General features: G+C 62.2%; 21 protein-coding genes and 2 pseudogenes. 11 read left to right on the top strand and 12 right to left on the bottom strand.

Going from position 1 to position 20,088, the window contains the following annotated elements:
* The first annotated feature begins 88 nt into the window (after positions 1-88).
* Entirely contained in the window at positions 89-1,855 is a 1,767-nt protein-coding gene (locus tag KI797_RS16375; protein WP_226170150.1) for an immunoglobulin-like domain-containing protein, read from the top strand.
* Between the two features lie 124 nt (positions 1,856-1,979).
* Positions 1,980-2,528: pseudogene (locus KI797_RS16370) on the top strand (peptidase M66); the annotation flags it as partial.
* A gap of 2 nt (positions 2,529-2,530) precedes the next feature.
* Here the strand turns inward: KI797_RS16370 and KI797_RS16365 are convergent.
* The gene (locus tag KI797_RS16365; protein ID WP_226170148.1) at positions 2,531-3,496 is read right to left on the bottom strand and encodes an IS1595 family transposase; all 966 of its coding nucleotides are present in this window, start codon (positions 3,494-3,496) and stop codon (positions 2,531-2,533) included.
* A 63-nt stretch (positions 3,497-3,559) separates the two neighbouring features.
* Between KI797_RS16365 and KI797_RS16360 the strand changes: the two are divergent.
* Positions 3,560-5,395, top strand: a pseudogene (locus KI797_RS16360) (M66 family metalloprotease); the annotation flags it as partial.
* 46 nt (positions 5,396-5,441) lie between these two features.
* Here the strand turns inward: KI797_RS16360 and KI797_RS16355 are convergent.
* Positions 5,442-6,242, bottom strand: a complete 801-nt coding sequence (locus KI797_RS16355) for a putative RNA methyltransferase (RefSeq protein ID WP_226170141.1) — start codon at positions 6,240-6,242, stop codon at positions 5,442-5,444.
* A gap of 122 nt (positions 6,243-6,364) precedes the next feature.
* Positions 6,365-7,003 carry a cAMP-activated global transcriptional regulator CRP gene (gene crp / locus KI797_RS16350; protein WP_025328082.1) on the bottom strand — a complete coding sequence of 213 codons (639 nt, stop codon included), beginning with the start codon at positions 7,001-7,003 and terminating at the stop codon, positions 6,365-6,367.
* Between the two features lie 370 nt (positions 7,004-7,373).
* Between crp and KI797_RS16345 the strand changes: the two genes are divergently transcribed.
* A complete protein-coding gene (locus KI797_RS16345) occupies positions 7,374-7,778 on the top strand; it encodes an OsmC family protein (protein WP_041206318.1) in 405 nt (134 codons plus the stop codon).
* A gap of 48 nt (positions 7,779-7,826) precedes the next feature.
* Complete coding sequence (locus tag KI797_RS16340; protein WP_005330517.1) at positions 7,827-8,126, top strand: hypothetical protein; 300 nt, start codon at positions 7,827-7,829, stop codon at positions 8,124-8,126.
* Positions 8,127-8,198: 72 nt separating this feature from the next.
* Here the strand turns inward: KI797_RS16340 and KI797_RS16335 are convergent, their stop codons facing one another.
* The 3 genes from KI797_RS16335 to KI797_RS16325 all read right to left on the bottom strand — a co-directional run bounded on the left by KI797_RS16335 (position 8,199) and on the right by KI797_RS16325 (position 10,125).
* A complete protein-coding gene (locus KI797_RS16335; RefSeq protein ID WP_226173153.1) occupies positions 8,199-8,732 on the bottom strand; it encodes a DUF4136 domain-containing protein in 534 nt (177 codons plus the stop codon).
* 15 nt (positions 8,733-8,747) lie between these two features.
* Complete coding sequence (locus tag KI797_RS16330; RefSeq protein WP_005330514.1) at positions 8,748-9,617, bottom strand: phosphoribulokinase; 870 nt, start codon at positions 9,615-9,617, stop codon at positions 8,748-8,750.
* 262 nt (positions 9,618-9,879) lie between these two features.
* A complete protein-coding gene (locus KI797_RS16325; protein WP_041206316.1) occupies positions 9,880-10,125 on the bottom strand; it encodes a YheU family protein in 246 nt (81 codons plus the stop codon).
* Positions 10,126-10,214: 89 nt separating this feature from the next.
* Here KI797_RS16325 and KI797_RS16320 point away from each other — a divergent pair, with 89 nt between their 5' ends.
* A complete protein-coding gene (locus KI797_RS16320; RefSeq protein WP_081805769.1) occupies positions 10,215-10,421 on the top strand; it encodes a hypothetical protein in 207 nt (68 codons plus the stop codon).
* Positions 10,369-11,376, top strand: coding sequence for a GGDEF domain-containing protein (locus KI797_RS16315; protein ID WP_226170138.1), 1,008 nt, complete (start codon positions 10,369-10,371; stop codon positions 11,374-11,376). Before KI797_RS16320 ends, KI797_RS16315 begins: the two co-directional genes overlap by 53 nt.
* On the opposite strand, the gene KI797_RS16310 is transcribed toward KI797_RS16315, so the two are convergent.
* The 3 genes from KI797_RS16310 to KI797_RS16300 all read right to left on the bottom strand — a co-directional run bounded on the left by KI797_RS16310 (position 11,358) and on the right by KI797_RS16300 (position 14,138).
* Positions 11,358-12,341, bottom strand: coding sequence for a hydrolase (locus KI797_RS16310; protein ID WP_226170135.1), 984 nt, complete (start codon positions 12,339-12,341; stop codon positions 11,358-11,360). The genes KI797_RS16315 and KI797_RS16310 overlap by 19 nt on opposite strands.
* A 55-nt stretch (positions 12,342-12,396) precedes the next feature.
* Complete coding sequence (locus tag KI797_RS16305) at positions 12,397-13,296, bottom strand: chemotaxis protein CheV (protein ID WP_043133004.1); 900 nt, start codon at positions 13,294-13,296, stop codon at positions 12,397-12,399.
* A 152-nt stretch (positions 13,297-13,448) separates the two neighbouring features.
* Complete coding sequence (locus KI797_RS16300) at positions 13,449-14,138, bottom strand: hypothetical protein (RefSeq protein WP_226170132.1); 690 nt, start codon at positions 14,136-14,138, stop codon at positions 13,449-13,451.
* A gap of 39 nt (positions 14,139-14,177) precedes the next feature.
* Between KI797_RS16300 and KI797_RS16295 the strand changes: the two genes are divergently transcribed.
* Complete coding sequence (locus KI797_RS16295) at positions 14,178-14,384, top strand: YheV family putative zinc ribbon protein (RefSeq protein WP_033130616.1); 207 nt, start codon at positions 14,178-14,180, stop codon at positions 14,382-14,384.
* A gap of 222 nt (positions 14,385-14,606) precedes the next feature.
* Positions 14,607-15,239: an FKBP-type peptidyl-prolyl cis-trans isomerase gene (locus KI797_RS16290; protein WP_043133000.1), complete on the top strand. Its 633-nt coding sequence runs from the start codon at positions 14,607-14,609 to the stop codon at positions 15,237-15,239.
* A 59-nt stretch (positions 15,240-15,298) separates the two neighbouring features.
* On the opposite strand, the gene KI797_RS16285 is transcribed toward KI797_RS16290, so the two are convergent.
* Positions 15,299-15,514, bottom strand: a complete 216-nt coding sequence (locus KI797_RS16285) for a SlyX family protein (RefSeq protein WP_005330500.1) — start codon at positions 15,512-15,514, stop codon at positions 15,299-15,301.
* A gap of 14 nt (positions 15,515-15,528) precedes the next feature.
* Positions 15,529-16,497 carry a WD40 repeat domain-containing protein gene (locus KI797_RS16280; protein WP_226170130.1) on the bottom strand — a complete coding sequence of 323 codons (969 nt, stop codon included), beginning with the start codon at positions 16,495-16,497 and terminating at the stop codon, positions 15,529-15,531.
* Positions 16,498-16,616: 119 nt separating this feature from the next.
* Between KI797_RS16280 and fkpA the strand changes: the two genes are divergently transcribed.
* Together fkpA and KI797_RS16270 are read left to right on the top strand one after the other, a co-directional pair.
* The gene (gene fkpA, locus KI797_RS16275; protein WP_041207073.1) at positions 16,617-17,423 is read left to right on the top strand and encodes an FKBP-type peptidyl-prolyl cis-trans isomerase; all 807 of its coding nucleotides are present in this window, start codon (positions 16,617-16,619) and stop codon (positions 17,421-17,423) included.
* A 148-nt stretch (positions 17,424-17,571) separates the two neighbouring features.
* Positions 17,572-18,978 carry a sigma-54-dependent transcriptional regulator gene (locus KI797_RS16270; RefSeq protein WP_226170127.1) on the top strand — a complete coding sequence of 469 codons (1,407 nt, stop codon included), beginning with the start codon at positions 17,572-17,574 and terminating at the stop codon, positions 18,976-18,978.
* A 201-nt stretch (positions 18,979-19,179) separates the two neighbouring features.
* On the opposite strand, the gene KI797_RS16265 is transcribed toward KI797_RS16270, so the two are convergent.
* Entirely contained in the window at positions 19,180-20,046 is an 867-nt protein-coding gene (locus KI797_RS16265; protein WP_226170124.1) for a tetratricopeptide repeat protein, read from the bottom strand.
* Positions 20,047-20,088: the final 42 nt, after the last annotated feature.

Raw genomic sequence — 20,088 nt, 5'->3', positions numbered from 1 at the left:
TTCTCACCCTTTTTCACTGACAGGGCCAACGGCCCTGCCATCGCAACAAGAATGCCTCAGCATTTATTCCCTATGAAGGACAGACCCCATGAAGAATCATCACACCCTGTTGCGGGCGAGTGTTCCCCTGCTCGGCTGGGTGCTGCTTGCGCCGCTGGCGATGGCCCAGCAGAGCAGTACCACGGGGGCATTTCGCAAGGACAACAGCGCGCCCCAGATCTACAGCCAGGAGGGGCTGGTCAACAATTTTGCCCAGATGCTGCCACTGGGGGCGACCTTTTCCCCCCTGCTGACGGCCTGGGATGCCGAGGATGGCGATCTCACGGCTCGCATCAGCCAGAAAAGCACGGTCAATACCCAGGTGCCGGGCAGCTATGTGGCCCAGTATCAGGTCAAGGACGATGGTCTGCCCGCGGAGGATGGTTTCAAGGGGTGGGGGAGCATCACCACCACCTTCTCGTTGCCGGTGACCATTTATGATCCAGCGCGTGAGTTGCCCGCCAGGATGCTTGTGCTGGGGACGCTCTGGGATGAGGGTCCCGTCATCAACGACACTCTCTTCATGGTGGTTGGCGACGCGCTGAGCCGCCCCTTCCGTATCAATGGAGACAGCCTGCCGCTGCTGGGAGAGAGGCTGTCCATTCGCACATTCCAGGTGAAGGAGGGACACTGGGGTGGCAACAACCGTCAGTTCGCACTCCTGTTGAGGGATCCTGACAGTGGCGAGGTGCTCTATGACGGTCCCCTGACGTTCAGCGGTGGCACCACCTTCACCCCCAGTGCCCCCATCCCTGTGCTGGCGGATCGGGACTACCAGTTCACCCTGCGCTACTTGGCCGGTAGCGACAGGCAGGGTTTCAAGCGTAATGAGGCGGGCCAGTTCTGGCTTGGCGCCGAAGGGGTGCAGGAGCAGGCGCTCTATCCTCATGCCCAGGTACTGCCGGATCCTGCCAACCGGCTGGCGTTCGACCCCGGCCTGAGCCGCCCTCTCAAAGAAAAGCTGCTGAGCAGCGCCGGCGGCGGGGAGGTGCTCCATGTCCGCAGGTTGCCGGGGGCCGAAGCTCAGGCGTTGAGCTATGTCATCACAGATCCGGCTCTGGCGACGCTCCAGGTCCAGCCGGGGGATGGTGAAGACCGGCTGGTGCTGAGCGGGCTGCAGGCCGGGGAGACCAACCTGGCGATCCTGGCCAACGGCGAGCGGGTCGATCTCGTGCGCCTCGTCATCACTGCCCCCAAGGCGGTGACCCTCTCTTACAGCTACATCTCCTATCCGGGGGAGACCCAGACCCATCTGTGGGACGATGGCGTGTTGATCCAGCGCGATATCACTCGCCGCTACGCCCCTTACAACCTCCAGCTCAGCTGGATCGACAACGGCGTTCTGGTGCACGAGTGGGACCGGGACGGTGACGGCGAATCCTACGAGGCGGATCGCTCCGAGCGGGAGGCGCCCTTCGATGAGGGCTGGATCCCGAACCGGGGACAGGTCTTCTCCAACCTCTATGTGATCCGCAGTTACAAGGATCCGGCGCGAGCCTGCAGCGGCTCCGGGGCCGGTTCGTCCATGGGGATAGGGCCGGACGACGCGCCCCCCCGGGCGGGTTATCGCGCGGCCTGCCCAGGCAACGCCACCGAGCTGGGTCAGTCCCTGACCCTGGCCCACGAGCTGGGTCATAACCTGGGGCTATGGCACACGGGTAACACGGATCCCTATCGCAGCAGCAACCTCATGACCGCCGGTCGTCAGGAGGGGATCTTCTTCGCATCCCAGTGGCGGACTATCCACCAGACCCTGAATGCCCGCATCGCTGCGGGGGATCCCGGGGTGCGCGAGGGGACGACGCCGAGTCGGTAAGCGTCTCTGGGGCGGTCCCGGCACTAGCCGGGCCGCCCCTGTCACGTGCAGTGGACGGATGTGCCGACCGTCTTTCAGGCTTCCAACAGCAGGGCATGTGGACATGCCCATCACAACGAGAACCATAACAATGAAAAAAACACCGTTAGCCAGCCTGATCATGGCTGCCCTGGCGAGTGGCCCCCTGTTGGCCGCCGTCCAGGTTCCCCCCTCCTTGCCCTTCAATACCCAGGCCCCGACCAACGATCTGCAAGGCACGCTGGCGGCGCAGGTCCAGTTTGCCCAGAGCCAGATCCTGCCGGCCCATGTCGCCGAGGGGGACAGCCAGCCCAGGTTGACTGCCTTGCGCAAAAGCCTGCTGCTGGTCAGGCCGCTGCAAGCCGAGACCGGCGTGCCGATGACGGTGACGGCGCGAGACGGCGCCGGGCAGATGCTCGGGACGCTCACCCTCAACCCGCCTGAGCAGTTGCCGAAGACGGCCTATTATCTCGATGGCTCGCCGGAGGAGGGGATCGACTTCACCCCGGGAGCGGGGACCACCACTATCATCAGCAGCAGCGCCGAGCTGGCCCTGCTGAATGACACCACGGCAGCCCTGCTGAGCGATCGCCTGGAGCAGCATGCACTGGTGGAGGTGCAGACCGCTGATGGCCGCTGGGTCAGGGATATCTATGGCTATGTCCCAATTACGTGTTGCATGGGGCGCCCTAGCGCCTCATGCAAGCAACACCTGACGTCTATCCCTCGTTGATAACGCTCCAGCATCCGCCGCCAACCCAGATAATGCTTCAAGTAAGACGTCGCGACACCGTGAAATCGCTCCATCCATTCCTTTAGCCTGCGGTGATACCCGTTCACATGCTGGATATGGTAAGCACCGCTTATCACTCGCTGTCCCGCCCGGTTATGCAGCACCTGATGGCTCAATCCCTGGCTACGGGCAAAGCTCGCATACACGCCTGCCCCATCACTGCACAGCACCGCATCCTTGTCGACTAGCGGCGCCAGGACCGCCTTCACATGCCTGGCATCCAGTTGCTCCAGTTGGAAATCGGCCAGATGGCCTTCCCTGTCTTGCACCACGACCACCGGGATGTAATCCGGTCCCGTTCCTCGGGTTCGCCCTTTGCCACCTCGCTGTCGGGCTGGTCGTGACCAGACATGCTGGCCTTTGAAGGACTCAAGAAAGAAGGTCTCATCCACTTCCACAATCCCGCCTTCATGGTCGGCCCGATGCTCCGCCATGGCACGCAAAAAGCGATGGCGCCACAGGAAGGCGGTGTTCTTGCTGACCCCACAGCGCCGAGCCGCTGCTCTGACGGTTAGACCGTCGATGAGCGCCTGGGCATAGGCTTGCCAGCATTGGGATTTTCTCAGGCGTGCCAATGGCGTCTTGGTCAAGGTAGAGCAGGTCCGCAAGCATTGTTTACAACGGTAACGCCGTAACCCCCGAGTCCAGCCCCAGGGAGCAAGCTGGTCTGGCTGTGCATGACAATGGGGACAAGCAGGGCAATCCGGTAGCAAGGCGTTAATGCGAGAAGGCAAGCTGGGTTGCTGCAACTCACGTTGAGCGATATGTCGTTGTCGGACAGAGAGTTGCGGGAACAGGGTAAGGAGATGTTGGAAGGCTTGGGTATCCATGATGGAGGCCCTCAAGGTGATGACCTACTCCAAGGTTAGTCTTCCAACACGTAATTGGGACAGCGCCATATCTATCTGCCAGAGGGGGCCGCCCTGGAGGGCAAGATGGTACGTGCAAGCTCCAATGCGGGCTACAACTCGACGGTGCGCTACAGTGGCCGTCAGGTGACGCTCTCCCGTGGTCAGACGTTGCAGTTCAAGTTCGTCAATGGCCAGTGGATCAGGGACGGGGAGCTCGAGAACAACGGCATCCGCTATGCGACCGACGCCTGGAGCGCCGTGCTGCCAGCCGACTGGATCCAGCCTGGCCTGAGCCTGCAATTGAGTCAGGGGACGCAGAGCGGTGAACTGGTGGATCTGCAAGTTGGTGCCCCGAGCGAGCTGCTCATCCACACCATCGACATCGGCATGCTGACCACGCCCCGCAATCAGTTTGCCTTCGCCAGGGATCCCGAGGCCCACCGGGAATATTTCCAGACGGTGCCCACCAGCCGGCTGATCGTCAGCCAGTATGCCCCCCTGTCGCTGCCGGAGGTGATGCTGCCAAACGGCACCCTGCTCACCGACTTTGACCCGAGCGAGGGGGGCTGGCACACCGGCACCATGCGCCAACGTATCGGCAAGGAGCTGATCTCCCACGGTATCGACAACGCGAACTATGGCATCAACAGCACCGCCGGCGAGGGGGAGGGCAGCCATCCCTATGTGGTGGCCCAGCTGGCGGCCCACAACAGCCGCGGCAAGTACGCCAACGGCGTCCAGGTGCACGGCGGCTCCGGTGGCGGTGGCATCGTCACCCTCGACAGCTCCCTTGGCAACGAATTCAGCCACGAGGTGGGCCACAACTATGGTCTCGGTCATTACGTCGGCGGCTTTCTGGGATCCGTACACCGCAGCGCGGAGGCGGTCAATTCGAGCTGGGGCTGGGATGGGGATCGCAATCGCTTCATTCCCAACTTCGGCCCCGGCCGCAATGGCCAGAGCACCTGCCTCGACGGCCAGTGCCAGGCGCCTTTCGAGGGCCACCCGTTCGGTTTTGATGCCATGGCGGGCGGCGCGCCCTTCTCCGGCTTCAACCGCTTCACCTTCTATACCCCGAACTCGGCCGCCATCATCCAGCACTTCCTCGAGAGCAAGGCGGTGTTCGATGCCGCTTCCCCGACCGGGTTTAGCAAGTGGGATGCCGCCACCGCCACCATGCTGCCCTACCAGCACAGGGTGGAGCAGCTGGAGCAGATCAGCGCGCCCATCAACGATCTGAGCGAGGCAAAGCTGGCGGCCCTGTTGACGGAATATGATCTGGTCAAGGTAGCCATGTGGGATGGCAACTGGACGCGCAACATCCAGGCGCCGCCAGCCGCAGCCGGGAATGCGGGGCGCATCCTGACCGTGGATCACGCTGCCAGCTACAACAGCATCCTCTTCGTCAATGGCCAGCAGATCACTGTCTCCCGTGGCTTCAAGAAGAGCTACACCTCGGACGGCAGCCGCTGGAACGAAGGGCCTGTGGTGGATCCACGGACTCCGCGCAAGCCGCAGGCATTCGGCGTGCCGGTGACCACCCTGGTGGGGTATTACGATCCTCGCGGGCTGTTGCCGAGCTACCTCTATCCGGCCCTGCACGGTGCCTACGGCTTCAGCTATGGTGCTGACGGCGAGCGGCCCGGGACAGGGGATTGCCAACTGCAGGTGGAGACCCGCGAAGGCCTGCTGCACTTCCGGCTGGCCAATCATCGCCTGAACGCCAACGTGATGAACAAGTTCCATGTCAACGTGCCCACGGCCAGCGAGCCATTGGGCGCCGCCGTGATCTGCGCCGCCCAGACCCTGGTTCAGAGGCCCATCTCGGCACCGGAGGCGGATCTCTCCTTCACCGTCAACGGACGTCCTCTCGAGTAAGAGACGCCAATAAAAAAAGGCCCGTACGGGCCTTTTTTCATGGGGTTCAGAGGGGTTTTTGCCACAGGCTCAACAGCAGATCCTGCTCCAGCTCGTCCGGCCCCTGGTGGGTGAAGGCGTGACGCTGCTCACCGCCGGCGCGCCAGCCGAGGCGACTGGTCTCCAGCACGTGGGCGCGCAGAGCCTGATCCATGGTCATGGAGAACTGGCAGCGTTGCCGCTCAACGGGGACTAGCCCGGCCAGGGCTGGCCAGCTGAGGGGGTGCTCCATGCTCACCGGGTTGAGGCTGACTCTCAGTTGCCACTGGTGGCGCGGACCGGGTTGCAGGTGGAGCAGGTAGCCACCCGGCGTCAGCAGGCTGACCAGCAGCTCTGTCTTGATCTTGAGATCGTTGACCAGCAGCACCTGGGCGGAGCCGGCCAGCAGCGGTGCCTTGGCTGGATCGGCGATGACGAAATGGCCGTCGGGTTGCGCCTTGTTGGCGGCGAAGATGGCGTTCTTGGCCAGATCGATGCCGCCAAACTGCCAGCCCGGCAGGCGTTCTGCCAGGGCGCGGCAGTAGTACCCCTCACCACAGCCGAGATGGATCAGCTCGCGCTCGCCGAGCGGCGCCAGCAGGGTTGCCATGGCCTCCACCAGGGGCAGCTGGTGTCCCTGCTCCAGGAAGCGGCGCTTGGCACGCAGCAGGGCCCGGCTGTCGCTGTCCTTGGGATCCTTCTTGCCCGGAATGAGATCCAGATAACCTTCCGGGGCTGGATCGAAATGGTGCTTGTTGTCGCAATAGACCCCGCGGGAGGCTTCATGAAGATGCAGGGGGCTGCGGCACAGGGGACATTGAAGATGCATACACACTCGCTTGGTTGAGGCCGGGGAAGGGCGTGCGGGATTATAGGGGAGACGATCAGAAAAGGCTGCCGTGGCAGCCTTTTTTATCCAACGGCCCTGTGCTGAGCCGTCAGGGAACCCGGTCAGCGGGTGCCAAACACCACTATGGTCTTGCCGTGGGCGGAGATGAGCTCTTGCTCTTCCAGCATCTTGAGGATGCGGCCGACGGTTTCGCGAGAGCAGCCGACGATCTGGCCGATCTCCTGACGGGTGATCTTGATCTGCATGCCATCCGGGTGGGTCATGGCGTCCGGCTGCTTGGCCAGGTTCAGCAGGGTCTGGGCAATCCGGCCGGTCACGTCCAGGAAGGCGAGGTTGCCGACCTTCTGGCTGGTGTGCTGCAGGCGCTTGGCCATCTGGCCGGAGAGGCGCAACAGGATGTCCGGGTTGACCTGGATCAGCTGGCGGAACTTCTTGTAGGAGATCTCGGCGACTTCACAGGCACCTTTGGCACGTACCCAGGCGGAACGCTCCGGATTCTCGTTCTCTTCGAACATCCCCATCTCGCCCAGGAAATCCCCCTGATTCAGGTAGGAGAGGATCATCTCCTTGCCCTCGTCATCCTTGATCAGGACGGCGACGGTACCCTTGACGATGTAGTAGAGGGTTTCCGCTTTTTCACCGGCATGAATAAGGGTGCTCTTGGCGGGATACTTATGAATGTGGCAATGCGACAAGAACCACTCGAGGGTGGGATCGCTTTGCGGTTTGCCAATGATCATGAGACTTCCTCTGTAGTGTCATTTTTATGGACTGTGCGTCCAGGCAAGTTGCCAAGCTTGCCATTCCTTAGTCTTTGGTCGCAGTAGAATAAGAGCCTTTGTCTGTGCTGACAAGGCTTTGGGACTTTGCTGTCCATCTCTGTGCATCGATCTGCTGCGCCATTCGGGCCATTCTAGGCAAGAAGGGGGGGAGAGATGTTGATTTCGATCTATTTCCTTCAGGGTCTGCCGTGGTTTCGGAACAAGTCGCGGTGCCGGGTGAGACGGTCATGAAGCAGGGGGGGCGCAAGGTGATGGGCATGTGCCACTCGACCCCTGCTTGAGGTATGCTATGGGCGTCAGAACCGTCGTCATTGAGAGGAAAAGTGAGATGAAAGCCAAGGTCAGCTGGGTGGAAGGCATGAAGTTTGTGGGCGAGAGCGAGTCCGGTCATCAGGTGACGCTGGACGGCGCCAACCCGGGCGAAGGTGCCAGCCCGATGGAGATGATCCTGCTGGCTGTCGGTGGGTGCAGCTCCATCGACGTGGTCTCCATTCTGGAGAAGGCGCGCCAGAGCGTGACCGCCTGCCATGTGGAGCTGGAAGGGGAGCGTGCCGACTCGGTGCCTCGGGTGTTCGAGAAGATCCACCTCAAGTTCGTCGTGACCGGCAAGGGCTTGGCCGAGAAACAGGTGGCCCGCGCGGTCGACTTGTCGATGGAAAAGTACTGTTCAGTGTCCCTGATGTTGGAAAAAGCGGTAGAAATTACCCATAGTTATCAAATTCTTGAAGCTTGATAGTTGTAGTTTGTCCCGTAGATAACGCCATGACATAAGGAAAGTGCGATGAAAAAAATGATGATGTTGCTTCCCCTGTTCGGACTGGCCGCCTGCAGCATGCCGCAGCCCACCCAGTATCAATACAGTCAGTATCAGTGCGGGGAAGAGTTGTTGGCCATCACCTATGATGCCCAGGCCGACATGGTGCAGTTCCCTTATGCCGGGGTGTATTACAAGCTGGGTCGCATCGAGTCGCCCAAAGAGACCGCCAGCTATTCCGATGGGGTGACCACCTTCTCCCAACAGGGCAAGCAGGCCACCCTGATCAAGAGTGGCGTGACCCAGCTGACCTGCGAGCTGAAGTAATCGCCATGCCGTGGCAACGGCGTGTATGCAAAACGGCCTGCTTGAAGCAGGCTGTTTTGTTATGGGTAAGGGTCACTGGGCGGGCAGGGAACCCAGCAACTGGGCGGTAAGCTGCTGGCTCAGCTGGCTGCGGGCATCCTCGGCGATGGGCACGTCGCTGGCGAGCTGGATGGCGCTGCTCCAGACACTTTGCTGGGTGCGTCTGTCGATCAGCAGTATGGCCAGGGTGCCCTTGCGCGCATCGGCGGCGGCATTCAGGCCTGGAGTCATGCCGAGGCGGGAAAATATCTCCCCATCACTCATGTCCTGGCTGCCTGCCACTCCGATGGCGACCCAGACGTCGGCTTCATCCAGGGGCACACTGCGCCAACCCTTGCCATCGAGCGTCTGGGTGACGGCTCGTTGCACCGGCTCCAGCCAGGGTGCTGCGCTGTTGCCCGCGTACTGGAACTGCTCCGCCAGCGCATAGCGTGGCGTCGCCCCGTAGGGCCAGTTGTCTGCCGGGCGTACCACCATGGTCCCCGTCTCGACAGTGGGGGCGGCAGGGCCCGCGCTGCAACCGCCCAGCAGGGCTGCCAGTGTGAATGAGAGAAGTGCACCGCGCATCATAAGCTCCTTGGCTCAGGTAATCTTGCCGGTTTCTAACAGTTGCTGGATCAGGGGGCGCAGGATCAGCTCCATCGCGAAACCCATCTTGCCCCCCGGCACCACTATGGTGTTCATTCTGGACATGAAGGCCCCGTCGATCATCGACAGCAGGTAGGGGAAGTCCACCTGCTTGATGCCCCGAAACCGGATCACCAGCATACTCTCGTCCAGGCTGGGTATCACCTTGGCGCTGAAGGGGTTGGAGGTGTCCACCGTCGGCACGCGCTGGAAGTTGATGTGGGTGCGGGAGAACTGCGGGGTGATGAAGTTGATGTAGTCATCCATTGAGCGGACGATGGAGTCGGTCACCGCCTCCCGGGAGTGGCCGCGCTCAGAGGTATCGCGAATGAGCTTCTGGATCCACTCCAGGTTGACGATGGGCACCACGCCGATGAGAAAGTCCACGTGCCGCGCCACGTTGTGTTCACCGGTCACCACGCCGCCGTGCAGCCCTTCGTAGAACAGCAGGTCCGTTTCCCCCGGCAACGCCTGCCAAGGGGTGAAGGTGCCCGGCATCTGGTTGAAGGGGACCGCCTCGTCGAAGCTGTGCAGGTAGCGTCTGTACTGGCCGCTGCCGCTCTGGCCGTACTCCTGGAAAAAGGATTCCAGCAGACCGAAGTCGTTGGCCTCCGGGCCGAAGTAGCTGATGTGGCGCCCCTGCTCGCGCGCCTTGCGGATCGCCACGTCCATCTCGGGCCGGGTATAGCGGTGAAAACTGTCCCCCTCGACCACGGCTGCCTTGTATCCGAGCTGGTGGAACATGGAGCGGAAGGCGTTGGTGGAGGTGGAGGTGCCGGCACCGGACGAACCGGTAACCGCAATGATGGGATGCTTGGCCGACATAGAATTCTCTCTTCCTTGGGAGTTCCGTTATAAGGGCAGGTTCAAAGTGCGGTCAAGTGCGCCTTCATGACCCGGCTGTACCATGATCCCCGTCGCCCTCCATGTGCAGGCGCCCTGGCGGGGCTGACATTGCCGAATGGGGGCATAACATAACTGCGTGTGAAGCGCGTCAGACTGCGGATGAGGTGACCGCATTCTCCGGCGTGGCATTCTCCCGCCTGTACCCCGGGGTGGCTGAGCCTGACGCCGTTCAGATCGTGGATCAATCCTGCCGGAGATCGTCGGCGGGCGCATTGCTCAAATGCGTCTTTGGCACGACGTTGACACTTTCATGCAACTCGCTGTAGACCAGCACGGCACTACCTTGTAGTAATTGCTGTCTGACCTCCTCGACCTTGTCGGCCAGGCTGACATCCTGCTCGCCGTATTCGGTGCCTTCTTGCAGCACGAAATGCTCGAGCAGGTTGTTGAGGGTATCTGGATCCAGTTCTTGCCAAGGGATAATCATGATTTCATCTTCAGTCATAGCGATGCGGATATTGTCGGTGTCTGACCGGCAAGCGCAAGGAGTTTATCTGGACCTGAGCGAGGGTTTCCATGGCATCAGTTGAACAGCGTCACCCAACCAGTCACGTCGACCAGCATCTTCAGGATGCGCGTCGGCACGCCCTGAGCGCGGGGTTGCGCTGGTTCTGGGCCATCAGCCAGCTGGCGATCCTCTATCTGCTGGCTCGCTTCTATATGTATCAGGATGTCCGGCAGGTGGCGATCGCTGGACTGCCCAGGGGGTACCTGGGGGTATGAGTGGCAGATAGGCCTGGTGATCCTGGCCAGCGTGCTGACTCCCCTGGTCTGGCGCTGGTGCTCTCGCCAGGGAGCATCGAGATGGCAGCCCTGGCTTTGGGGTTGTGCCATGTTGTGGGGACTGGCCTGGGCTCTGATGGCCTATTCCCTTGCCACCATCGAGTTCAGCGTGGGATTCAGCCTGGCATTCAACATCGTCAGCCTGTTGCTGCTGACGGCCCTGATCGCCTTCTACTGCGAGTGGCGTGTCTTCTATAGCCTGAGTGCCCCGCCTCTGATCTTTCTGCTGTTCGAGGAGCACTGGGTGATGGTGCCGTCCGTCACCGTGCACTGGCTGGCGGTCGGGGGCTTGCTGATCATCCTGGAGACGGGGCGGCGGATGCTCAACCGCTGGTTCGAGCTGGCGGTGTCGCGCGAGTATGACAACCTGATGCTGGCGCGCAAGATGGATGCCATGGCCCATCGGGATCCCCTGACCGGGCTTGCCAACCGCCGTCATTTCGATCGGGTCTGCAAGCACGCCATCGCACAGGGCACAACGCTGGAGGTGCCGCTCACGGTGATCCTGCTGGATGTGGATTTTTTCAAGCGATACAACGACCGCTATGGTCATCAGGCGGGGGATGAGTGCCTGATCCTGGTGGCCGAATGTCTGGAGGAGAGCGTGCGCGAACCCGGCGATCTGGTGGCCCGCTATGGTGGGGAAGAGTTCGTGGTGTTGCTGCAGGAGACAGAGCTGGCCGCCGGTGAACGGGTTGCGCAGCGTATTCGTTCTACCCTGGCCGCCAGGGCGTTGCCCCACGAAGGCTCAGATGTGGCTCCCCATCTCACCCTGAGCCAGGGGATTGCCCAATGGCGTCAGGGAGAGAGCCTGGTCATGCTGCTCGAGCGGGTCGATGGTGCTCTCTACCAGGCCAAGGAAGAGGGGCGCAACGGCTACCGGCTCGCATCCTGAGTCTGCTCCCGCAGCCATTGGCTGATCCGCTCCTCCAGCCAGAAGCGGGGGCGCCAGGGCGTACCGTGCAGGAAACCCACGTGGCCACCGCACCGGCTCAGCTCGTAGCGCACCAGGGGGGAAAGCTGTTCCGGTGTGGGGATCACGGCCTGCGTCATGAAGGGGTCGTCGGCGGCATGGATCACCAGGGTCGGGATGGGGATACGCGCCAGCAGGCCAAGCCCGGAGCAGGTCTGATAGTAGTGATCGGCGCTGTCGAAGCCATGGAGCGGGGCCGTGACCTGCTCGTCAAAGTCGCGCAGGGTGGCGATACGGTCGACCTGCTGCGGTTGCCAGCGGGACTGGGCTGCGGCTTGATGGCGGATCTTGCTCTGCAGATTGGCTCGCATGGTGCGCAGCAGGTAGCTTTGATACACCCGTGAGAATCCCTGATTGACCCTGTCGGCGCAGCTCGCCAGTTGTAGGGGGGCCGAGATCACCACGGCGGCGGTGAGTTCATCCGGACAAGCCCGCGCCAGCAGATTGACCAGCATGTTGCCCCCCAGAGAATAACCGATGGCGATCAGTGGCTTGCCGGGAAAACGGCGACCCAGCTCGGCGATCACCGCCTCTGCATCCTCGATGGCGCCGGAGTGGTAGGCTCGCAGCAGCCGGTTCGGCTCGCCGCTGCACCCCCGAAAATGCATCAACACGGCGTCGTTCCCTTGCCGCTGCAGATGGGCAAACAGTCCCTTGGCATAGTGGGAGTGAATGCTGCCCTCCAGGCCGTGAAACAGCACCAGCAGTGGTCGCTCATCCGGGCTGATGGGCCCGCTCCAGGCGAGATCGACGAAGTCTCCATCCGCGAGTTCGAACCGTTCCGGGGTGAAGCGTGCCGGCGAGCGGCGCAGCCACTTCGGCAAGATGGTTTGCAGGTGGGGATTGCGGGCCCACCAGGGGGCGTGAAAGTGGCTTTCTGTCAGCATGCAACGACTCGGGGAGAAGAGGAAACAGACGGCGGGCCCATGGCCCGCCGCGGTGTCAGGCGGGCAGGCGATCGTGGTGTTCGGCGCCGCGCAGCATCGCCTGGATCAGCTCGTTGGCTTCAAACTTGGTCAGTGCCTCGTGGGCGCCGACCTGATGGGCACGCTCCACGCTGATCTCGCTGGAGAGGGAGGTGTGCAGGATGATGTAAGCCTCCGCGAGCCTGGGATCGCTCTGCACCTCGAAGGCGAGCTCGTAGCCGTCCAGCCCCGGCATCTCGATGTCGCTCACCAGGATGTCGATCCGGCTGCCCTGAGCGACCTTGGACTGCATCAGGCTGAGCGCGTCGCGCCCGTTGGTGCACACCTCGTAGGGAATGTTGATGTAATCGAGGGCTGCCATCAGCTGGCGGCGGGCGACGGAGGAGTCGTCCACCAGCAGGATCCGCATCGGCTTGAGCCGTTCACGCTGTACATCGGTCAGCACGGGGTAGAGGTGGCTGGGATCGTCCGGATAGACCCGGGACAGGATCAGCTCCACGTCCAGCAGCTGGATCAGCTGATCCCCCACCTTGGTCACCCCGGTGACGAAGACGTTCTGACCGAGGGAAGGAGGAGGTGGCTCTATGTCGCGCCAGTTGCACTCGGTGATCTTGTCGATGCCCCGCACCAGGAAGCCCACCAGGGTGCGGCGGCAATCCGTGATGATGATGAAGCAGCTGGGCATCTCCTCCCGGCTGATCGGGCGATAGCCCACCGCCATCGCCATGTCGATCACGGGGATGGTGGTGCCCCGCATGCTGGCCGCCCCGAGCACGGTCGGGTGCGAATGGGGCAGGGCGGTGAGCTGGGTGTAGGGGACTATCTCCTTCACCTTGAGGGTGCCGATGGCGAAGGATTGCCTGGCTGAGAGGTGAAACAGCAACATGCCCTGGGATTGGTTGGCCTTGCTCGTCATGGCGGATGTCCTGTTGATCTAATCGGTGACGGTCAATCTGGTGTTCAGCATAGAGGGTGGTGACCAGGATGATGCCGTTGTTATTAACGGTTATTAGCGACCGCGAGCCGCAAAACTGGACCCTGCCACCCTCATTTATTTTCTCGTCCGGTTCACTGGGCGGAGGCCACCGCCTCCAGCGTCAGCCCGAGCCAGTGCTGGCACGCCTGCGCCAAAGCCTGTTCATCCCGGTAGCTGAGCTTTGCCACGACCTGGGCAGGCTTGCTGCCACTTCTGAGCAGGCGTACCCCTTGCAGCAACTGCCACTGGGCACCGAGCGCATCGGCCGCCAGGGCGGGATCCTCGATGCCGCGCTGGACGAGGCAAGCCTGCCAGGCTGCGGTGCTGCCTTCCGATTGGCCGGCCAGGGCGCGCCAGGCGGCCTGCAGCGGCTGATCTGCCTGCGCCAGGATGGTACACGCTTGCAACTCGTCTCCGATGACCCGCAGGCGGTGGCCATAAGCCTCCTGCCAGTCATGGGGCCTGGACCAGCTGGCCAGGTTGTCCAGCAGGGCGTCCATCAGCGGGGTGGGTTGCAACCAGCCAGCCTGGGCCGGTTGCGCCACCCGCACCGAGCAGGTCAGCAAATCATGCTGACAACCCGCCAGGGGAGAGAAGGCGGCGAGGGCATCGGCGCACAGCCAGAAGTGGCTGCCCGCCGTCAGCAACAGCTCATGGGAGCCGAGTCTCAGCAGCGCCGCACCTCGGGTGACGCGCAGCAACTGACCCAGAGGGGAGCGTTTGCGGGGGCCGACCTGCAGGCAAGGAGTAGAAAAATGCTGATATTCGATGGCGTGATGCATGTAAAAACCCTGATATGATGCTGCCTGGAGGTAACAAAAATGGAAACCAGACGTAAAAAGCGCTTCATTGCCGGTGCGGTTTGCCCGGCGTGCGGCAAGATGGACACCATGATGCTGTATATGGAGCATGGAGTCGAGAAGGTGACCTGTGTCGACTGCGGGGATACCCAGGTGCAGACCCAGGCCGAGGTGGACAAGGCGACCCGCGAGGCCGAACAGGTCATAGGCGTCTTTCGTCCCGAATGACGTACCGCCGGATGGCCGGGGTGGACCAGGCCATCCGGGAGGCTGAATCGCTGTTAAGGTGTTTCGCCTCCAGTGAGGGGCCTCTTGATAATACCCGGGGTGGGACAAGGCTCGTTCTGGACTGCTGACTTTTTCAGCATGGCGGAGCGGGGCAGATCATATGCTTGGCCACCTTTTTAAGGTATTCTGGGCCCGTTTTTTTCTATCCGCAGGATCCCTGACATGAAAGTAGCTCCCCTGAGCGTGGTTACGCTGGAATACACGGTCACCGACGAACACGGTGAAGTCATCGACACCACTGTCGGTAAAGAGCCTCTGGTGTATCTGCACGGTACCCGTTATCTGGTCTCCGGCCTCGAAGCCGAGCTGGAAGGCCGCAGTGTGGGCGAGGCGTTCGACGTCACCCTGACGCCGAACCAGGCCTATGGCGAGTATGACGAGAACCTGGTGCAAGAAGTGCCCGGCGAGCTGTTCGATGGCATGGAAGTGTCTGAAGGGGATACTTTTGTGGCCGAGACCGACGATGGCCACCGTCCGGTGACCGTCATCGAAGTCTCCGAAGAGTTCATCAAGGTGGATGGCAACCATCCGCTGGCCGGTGTGACCCTGGGCTTCAAGGTCGAGATCAAGGACGTGCGTGCCGCGACCGCCGAAGAGCTGGCTCACGGCCACGTGCACGGTGCCGGTGGCTGCGGTCACGATCATGGCCATGACCACGGTCACGATCACGACCATGACCACGGCGGTTGCTGCGGCGGTCACGGCCACGATCACGGTCATGACCACGGCGACGAGCAGGGTCATGGCGGTTGCTGTGGCGGCGGTGGTTGCGGTGGCAAGGGCCATCACCACTGATCTGCCGACTGGCAAGATGAAAAAACCCGCTGCGTGCGGGTTTTTTTATGGCGGTGCACTCAGTAGTGCGGGGGCGGCGTCTCTTCGGCCATGCTGGCTATCTGGCTCGGCTGCACGCTCTGCAGCTTGTCTACCAGTAGCTGGATCTGATGCTTGAGCCGGTCGAGTTCACGGCCCTGGGTGGTGACCTCTTCGTTGAGCTGCTCCACCGTGTATTCGGCATAGGCGAGACGGCTTTCCAGGGTCTCGAGACGATCGTTAACTTGCTGACTCATGGGCCTTTTGGTCCTTACTTGATAGTCCAGATTTCGGCCAGGCCACTGGAGCTGGCGCTGACGAGGTGGCCATTGTCGCGCAAAGCCACGCCATAGACCACAGCGCTCGGTGGTTTCACCTTGGGATGAGGAGAGACGCGCCAGCTTTGTAGCAGGCTGCCATCGCTCACCCGCCACAGGGAGAGTTGACGTGAGGGGGCGCCGGTGATGAGCCAGTTGCCGTCGTTGGCAAAGCGCGCGCTGGTGTAGACCTCGAAGCGGTGCGCGAACTGCAGCCGGCTCACCTCCTTGCCAGTCTTGAGATCCCAGATGCTGGCCTGGCGGCTGTCGGCGGTGAAGGCGAAGCGCCCCGCTGGATCCAGCCTAGCCATCACCACCCGGCCGCTGTGGTTGAAACGCCACACCACCTGGCCGGAGCGGGTATCCCACAGATAGGCGCTGTAGTCATTGCCGCCGGTGAGGGCGTAGCGGCCATTGGCGGAGAGATCCACCGTGTTGACCTGCTCGGTGTGGCCGAGGAACTGCAGCCTGCGCCCGGTACGGGTATCCACCAGCTCCGCCTTGCCATCTTCGCGGCCGATCAGCACCAGACGACCATCGGCCGAGAGCGCCGCATCCCTCAGGCTGGATTCAGGAAGGGAATAGTAGCCTTGAGATCGACCATCTTGCAGGCGCCAGATGGCAAAGGTGCGCTGGGTGGCGGTGATGGCGTGACTGTCGTCCGGGGAGAAGCGGGTGAGGGTGACGAACTCCTCCTGATCATCGCTCTGACGCCAGCGCCAGCGCTCCTTGCCCTGTTCCAGATCCCACACCACTGTGCCCTGGCCCAGGCTGGAGACGATGGCCTGCTTGCCGGAACTGGCGAGATCCGCACTCAGCAAGCCCTGGTTGGCGAGGCGGATCTGCTGGCCGGGAAGTGAGCTCTGTTCGCACCCCGTCAGCATCAGGCAAATACCGATGAGATAAATGGCACTTTTGATCATTTTTCCTGTCTCATGCTTTCGTTACCTGCGATCACGGCGTTAGTATAAGGCGCTTATCACGATAAACCTCTCATTTCACGAAGGAACCGAGAGCGGTATTTAGAGTTTTGGAGAAACTGATGAACAATTTTCTGAAGGTGTCCCTGTTGGCTGCGGCCGTTGCCGTGGGTCTGACTGCTTGCCAAAAAGATGAGAAGCCTGCTGCCAATACCGCAGAGGTCAAGGCAGAAGCCAGCAAGCCGGCAGAGGCTCCCAAGGCAGCAGCCAAGAGCTTTGAAGAGCAATCCGGCTATGCGATCGGCCTCTCCATGGGTCGTTATATCGCCAATACTCTGGAGCGTCAGCAGGAGCTCGGCATCAAGCTGGACAACAGCGTCATCCTCAAGGGGGTGACCGACGGTCTGGGCAAGGAAGCTGGCATGACTGACGAGGAGATCCAGAAGGTCCTGCAGGAATACGACGCCAAGATCAACGAGCTGACCAAAGCCAAGGCAGACAAGGATGCGGTGGAAAACCTGAAGAAGGGTGAAGAGTACCTGGCCGCCAACGCCAAGAAAGAGGGCGTGAAGAGCACCGAATCCGGTCTGCAGTATCAGGTCGAGAAGCTGGGTGACGGCGCCAAGCCGAAGGCCACCGACATCGTCAAGGTGCACTACACCGGTACCCTGACCGATGGCACCAAGTTCGACAGCTCCGTCGATCGCGGCGAGCCGGCCACCTTCCCGCTGAACCAGGTGATCCCGGGTTGGACCGAAGGCGTGCAGCTGATGCCGGTCGGTTCCAAGTTCAAGTTCTTCCTGCCGTCCAAGCTGGCCTATGGCGAGCACGGTGCAGGCTCCATCCCGGCCAACGCCGTGCTGGTATTTGACGTCGAGCTGCTGGCCATCGAAAAGCCGACCGCCGAAGGCGACGACGCGAAGAAATAAGCGGTAAACGCGATGAAAACGGCTCCCCAGGGAGCCGTTTTTGCTTGTGTGGCGTCGCGGGTGACGGGAGAAAGCTGAGAGCCCGTCTTGAGTGTATGGCGTCTAACCCCCAGAATAGACAACAAAATCAATCGCAAGGATGGATCTCGTGGCGGAAAGCAAACCCCGTGTCCTGCTGGTGGAAGATACCCGCAGTCTGGCCGTCGTCTATGAACAGTACCTGGTTCAGGATGGCTATGACGTAGTGCTGGCCGATTGCGGTCAGCAGGCACTGGCGCAGTTGCTGGCCAGCCCGCCCCCCGTGGTGCTGCTCGACCTCGAACTGCCGGACATGTCCGGCATGGCCATACTGCAGCAGATCACCGAGCAGCAACTGCCCTGCTCGGTGGTGGTGATCACCGCCCACGGCTCGGTGGACGTGGCGGTGGAGGCGATGCGCTGCGGTGCCTTCGATTTCCTGACCAAACCGTTCGACGGCAAGCGGCTGTGTGCCACGGCGCGCAACGCCCTCAAGCACCAGCAGCTCAGCTCGCTGGTGGCCCAGTATCGGGAGAACTTCGAGCGCAGCTCCTTTGCGGGCTTCATCGGCGCCTCCATGGCGATGCAGGCTGTCTATCGCATCATAGAGAGCGCGGCGCCGAGCAAGGCGACCGTGTTCATCACGGGGGAGAGCGGCACCGGCAAGGAGGTGTGTGCCGAGGCCATCCACCAGTGCAGTCCGCGCCGGGATCAGCCCTTCATCGCGCTCAACTGCGCCGCCATTCCCCACGATCTGATGGAGAGCGAGATCTTCGGTCATGTGAAGGGATCGTTCACCGGCGCCCAGGGGGATCGCAAGGGGGCGGCCAGCCTGGCGGACGGTGGCACCCTGTTCCTCGACGAGATCTGCGAGATGGATCTCGACCTGCAGAGCAAGCTGCTGCGCTTCATCCAGACCGGTACCCTGCAGCGGGTCGGCAGCGGCAAGGTGGAGTCGGTGGACGTGCGCTTCGTCTGCGCCACCAACCGGGATCCCCTGGTGGAGGTCAAGACGGGGCGTTTTCGCGAGGATCTTTACTACCGTCTGCACGTGATTCCGCTCTCCCTGCCGCCACTGCGGGAGCGCGGCGAAGACATACTGCTGCTGGCGCGCGACCTCCTGCTGCGGTATGCCAAGGAAGAGCACAAGCGCTTCAAGGATTTCGATGCCGACACTGTGCGGATATTGCTCGACTACCCCTGGCCCGGCAATGTACGCGAGCTGCAGAACGTGGTGCGCAACATAGTGGTGCTCAACGATCGCGAACTGGTGAGCAAGGATATACTGCCACCGCCGCTCAACGGCGGCCGTGCGCTCGCGGTGCCTGCTGCTGTTGAGGCGACCCACGAGATCCTGGCCGAGCCCGTACAGACCGCTCTGCCGGTGCGCCCGCTCTGGCTGGTGGAGAAGGAGGCCATCGAGCAGGCCATCGCCAGCTGTGACGGCAACATCCCCAAGGCGGCGGCGCTGCTGGAGATCAGCCCCTCGACTATTTATCGCAAGAAGCAGGGTTGGGAAGAGGCGAGTCTGGCTTAAGGCCGCAAGGTTGAAGATCAACCCTTCACTCCCTCATTTATCGCAAGAAGCAGGGCTCGGAAGAGGCCAGCCTGGCTTGAGGCTTAAGTGCAGCTGGGCTCGGGCCTTCCCTTATCTGTCGCAAGAGGCAGAGCCGGGAAGAGGGGGGCTTGGCCTGAGTGACGGGCGGCGTGAGCCGCCCGCTCTTTTTGCGGCCCGCCATCAGAGCTTGGCGAGGCGCTTGAGTCTGGCCAACCGCTCCGCCTCGTTGGCCTGCAGCCAGTCATCCCGCGAGAGCAGGAACCAGGCGCGGGCGAAGTATTCGGGGGCGGCCGGATCGTCCAGCATCAGGCCGTTCTCCCCCAGCTCCTCGAACAGATAGCCATCCTCCGGCGCGCTGGCCGCAGCCATGTCGGCCTTGAGCTGGATCAGCTCGGCCATCGCCTGTTCGTGCAATCCCTGCGCCCGGCTCAGTCGCGCCAGGCTCCAGCGGGCGATAAAGGCCTTGGCCTGGTTGTTGTGCTGCTCGTGCCAGGCCAGGCATTTTTGCTGACAGGTGATGGCGTCGTCGAGGCGCCCCAGCTCGAACAGGGTCCAGCCCTGGTTGTTGTAGAGGCTGGGGAGCCAGCCTTGCACCCGCTCGTCCTTGCTGCGCTCGGCCAGCTCCATCGCCAGCTGGTGCCAGCGGCTCTGCTCCTCCAGCGGGGCGGCGATGGCCACCATGTGGGCCGCATCGATGGCGAGATAGATCTCCTTGTGCTTGAGCCCGAGCTGCCAGGCCTGTTCGAACAGCGTCCTGGCGCCGGCCTTGTCGCCGGCGGAGTTGAAGGTGCGGCCGCGCTCCAGCAGGGCGCGCAGGCGGGCTCGCGGGGTGGCGTCGGTGAGACGGGGTTCTATCTCGTCGAGCAGCTGGTGCGCCTTTGCAAACTGGCGCTGCAGGGAGTGGGTGCGGGCGATTTGGGTGAGCAGCTCCAGCTCGTATTGCAGATCGGCGGCGCGCGCCTCGGGCAGCAGAGCATGAAAGCGCAGGGCGCTGGCGGCGGGATCCTGATAATCCCACTGCGCCATGAAATCGGGCGGATTGTCCATCTGGCCTCCTGGCTGGTTACTCTGTCACCAAGATGCCTATCG

Origin of the sequence: Aeromonas media, assembly GCF_020423125.1 — a bacterium.
GTDB lineage: Bacteria > Pseudomonadota > Gammaproteobacteria > Enterobacterales > Aeromonadaceae > Aeromonas > Aeromonas media.
The sequence above is the reverse complement of the archived record's forward strand: the minus strand, read 5'-3'. Positions and strand labels throughout refer to the sequence as shown.

Coding starts and splice junctions, on each gene's coding strand:
- KI797_RS16300 (WP_226170132.1), bottom strand. CDS start 14,138: ATGCATCACGCCATCGAATATCAGCATTTTTCTACTCCTTGCCTGCAG.
- KI797_RS16285 (WP_005330500.1), bottom strand. CDS start 15,514: ATGAGTCAGCAAGTTAACGATCGTCTCGAGACCCTGGAAAGCCGTCTC.
- KI797_RS16365 (WP_226170148.1), bottom strand. CDS start 3,496: ATGGATACCCAAGCCTTCCAACATCTCCTTACCCTGTTCCCGCAACTC.
- KI797_RS16265 (WP_226170124.1), bottom strand. CDS start 20,046: ATGGACAATCCGCCCGATTTCATGGCGCAGTGGGATTATCAGGATCCC.
- KI797_RS16330 (WP_005330514.1), bottom strand. CDS start 9,617: ATGTCGGCCAAGCATCCCATCATTGCGGTTACCGGTTCGTCCGGTGCC.
- KI797_RS16345 (WP_041206318.1), top strand. CDS start 7,374: ATGAAAGCCAAGGTCAGCTGGGTGGAAGGCATGAAGTTTGTGGGCGAG.
- KI797_RS16325 (WP_041206316.1), bottom strand. CDS start 10,125: ATGATTATCCCTTGGCAAGAACTGGATCCAGATACCCTCAACAACCTG.
- KI797_RS16340 (WP_005330517.1), top strand. CDS start 7,827: ATGAAAAAAATGATGATGTTGCTTCCCCTGTTCGGACTGGCCGCCTGC.
- KI797_RS16320 (WP_081805769.1), top strand. CDS start 10,215: ATGGCATCAGTTGAACAGCGTCACCCAACCAGTCACGTCGACCAGCAT.
- KI797_RS16295 (WP_033130616.1), top strand. CDS start 14,178: ATGGAAACCAGACGTAAAAAGCGCTTCATTGCCGGTGCGGTTTGCCCG.
- KI797_RS16290 (WP_043133000.1), top strand. CDS start 14,607: ATGAAAGTAGCTCCCCTGAGCGTGGTTACGCTGGAATACACGGTCACC.
- KI797_RS16315 (WP_226170138.1), top strand. CDS start 10,369: ATGTCCGGCAGGTGGCGATCGCTGGACTGCCCAGGGGGTACCTGGGGG.
- KI797_RS16355 (WP_226170141.1), bottom strand. CDS start 6,242: ATGCATCTTCAATGTCCCCTGTGCCGCAGCCCCCTGCATCTTCATGAA.
- KI797_RS16280 (WP_226170130.1), bottom strand. CDS start 16,497: ATGATCAAAAGTGCCATTTATCTCATCGGTATTTGCCTGATGCTGACG.
- KI797_RS16305 (WP_043133004.1), bottom strand. CDS start 13,296: ATGACGAGCAAGGCCAACCAATCCCAGGGCATGTTGCTGTTTCACCTC.
- crp (WP_025328082.1), bottom strand. CDS start 7,003: ATGATCATTGGCAAACCGCAAAGCGATCCCACCCTCGAGTGGTTCTTG.
- KI797_RS16310 (WP_226170135.1), bottom strand. CDS start 12,341: ATGCTGACAGAAAGCCACTTTCACGCCCCCTGGTGGGCCCGCAATCCC.
- KI797_RS16335 (WP_226173153.1), bottom strand. CDS start 8,732: ATGCGCGGTGCACTTCTCTCATTCACACTGGCAGCCCTGCTGGGCGGT.
- fkpA (WP_041207073.1), top strand. CDS start 16,617: ATGAACAATTTTCTGAAGGTGTCCCTGTTGGCTGCGGCCGTTGCCGTG.
- KI797_RS16375 (WP_226170150.1), top strand. CDS start 89: ATGAAGAATCATCACACCCTGTTGCGGGCGAGTGTTCCCCTGCTCGGC.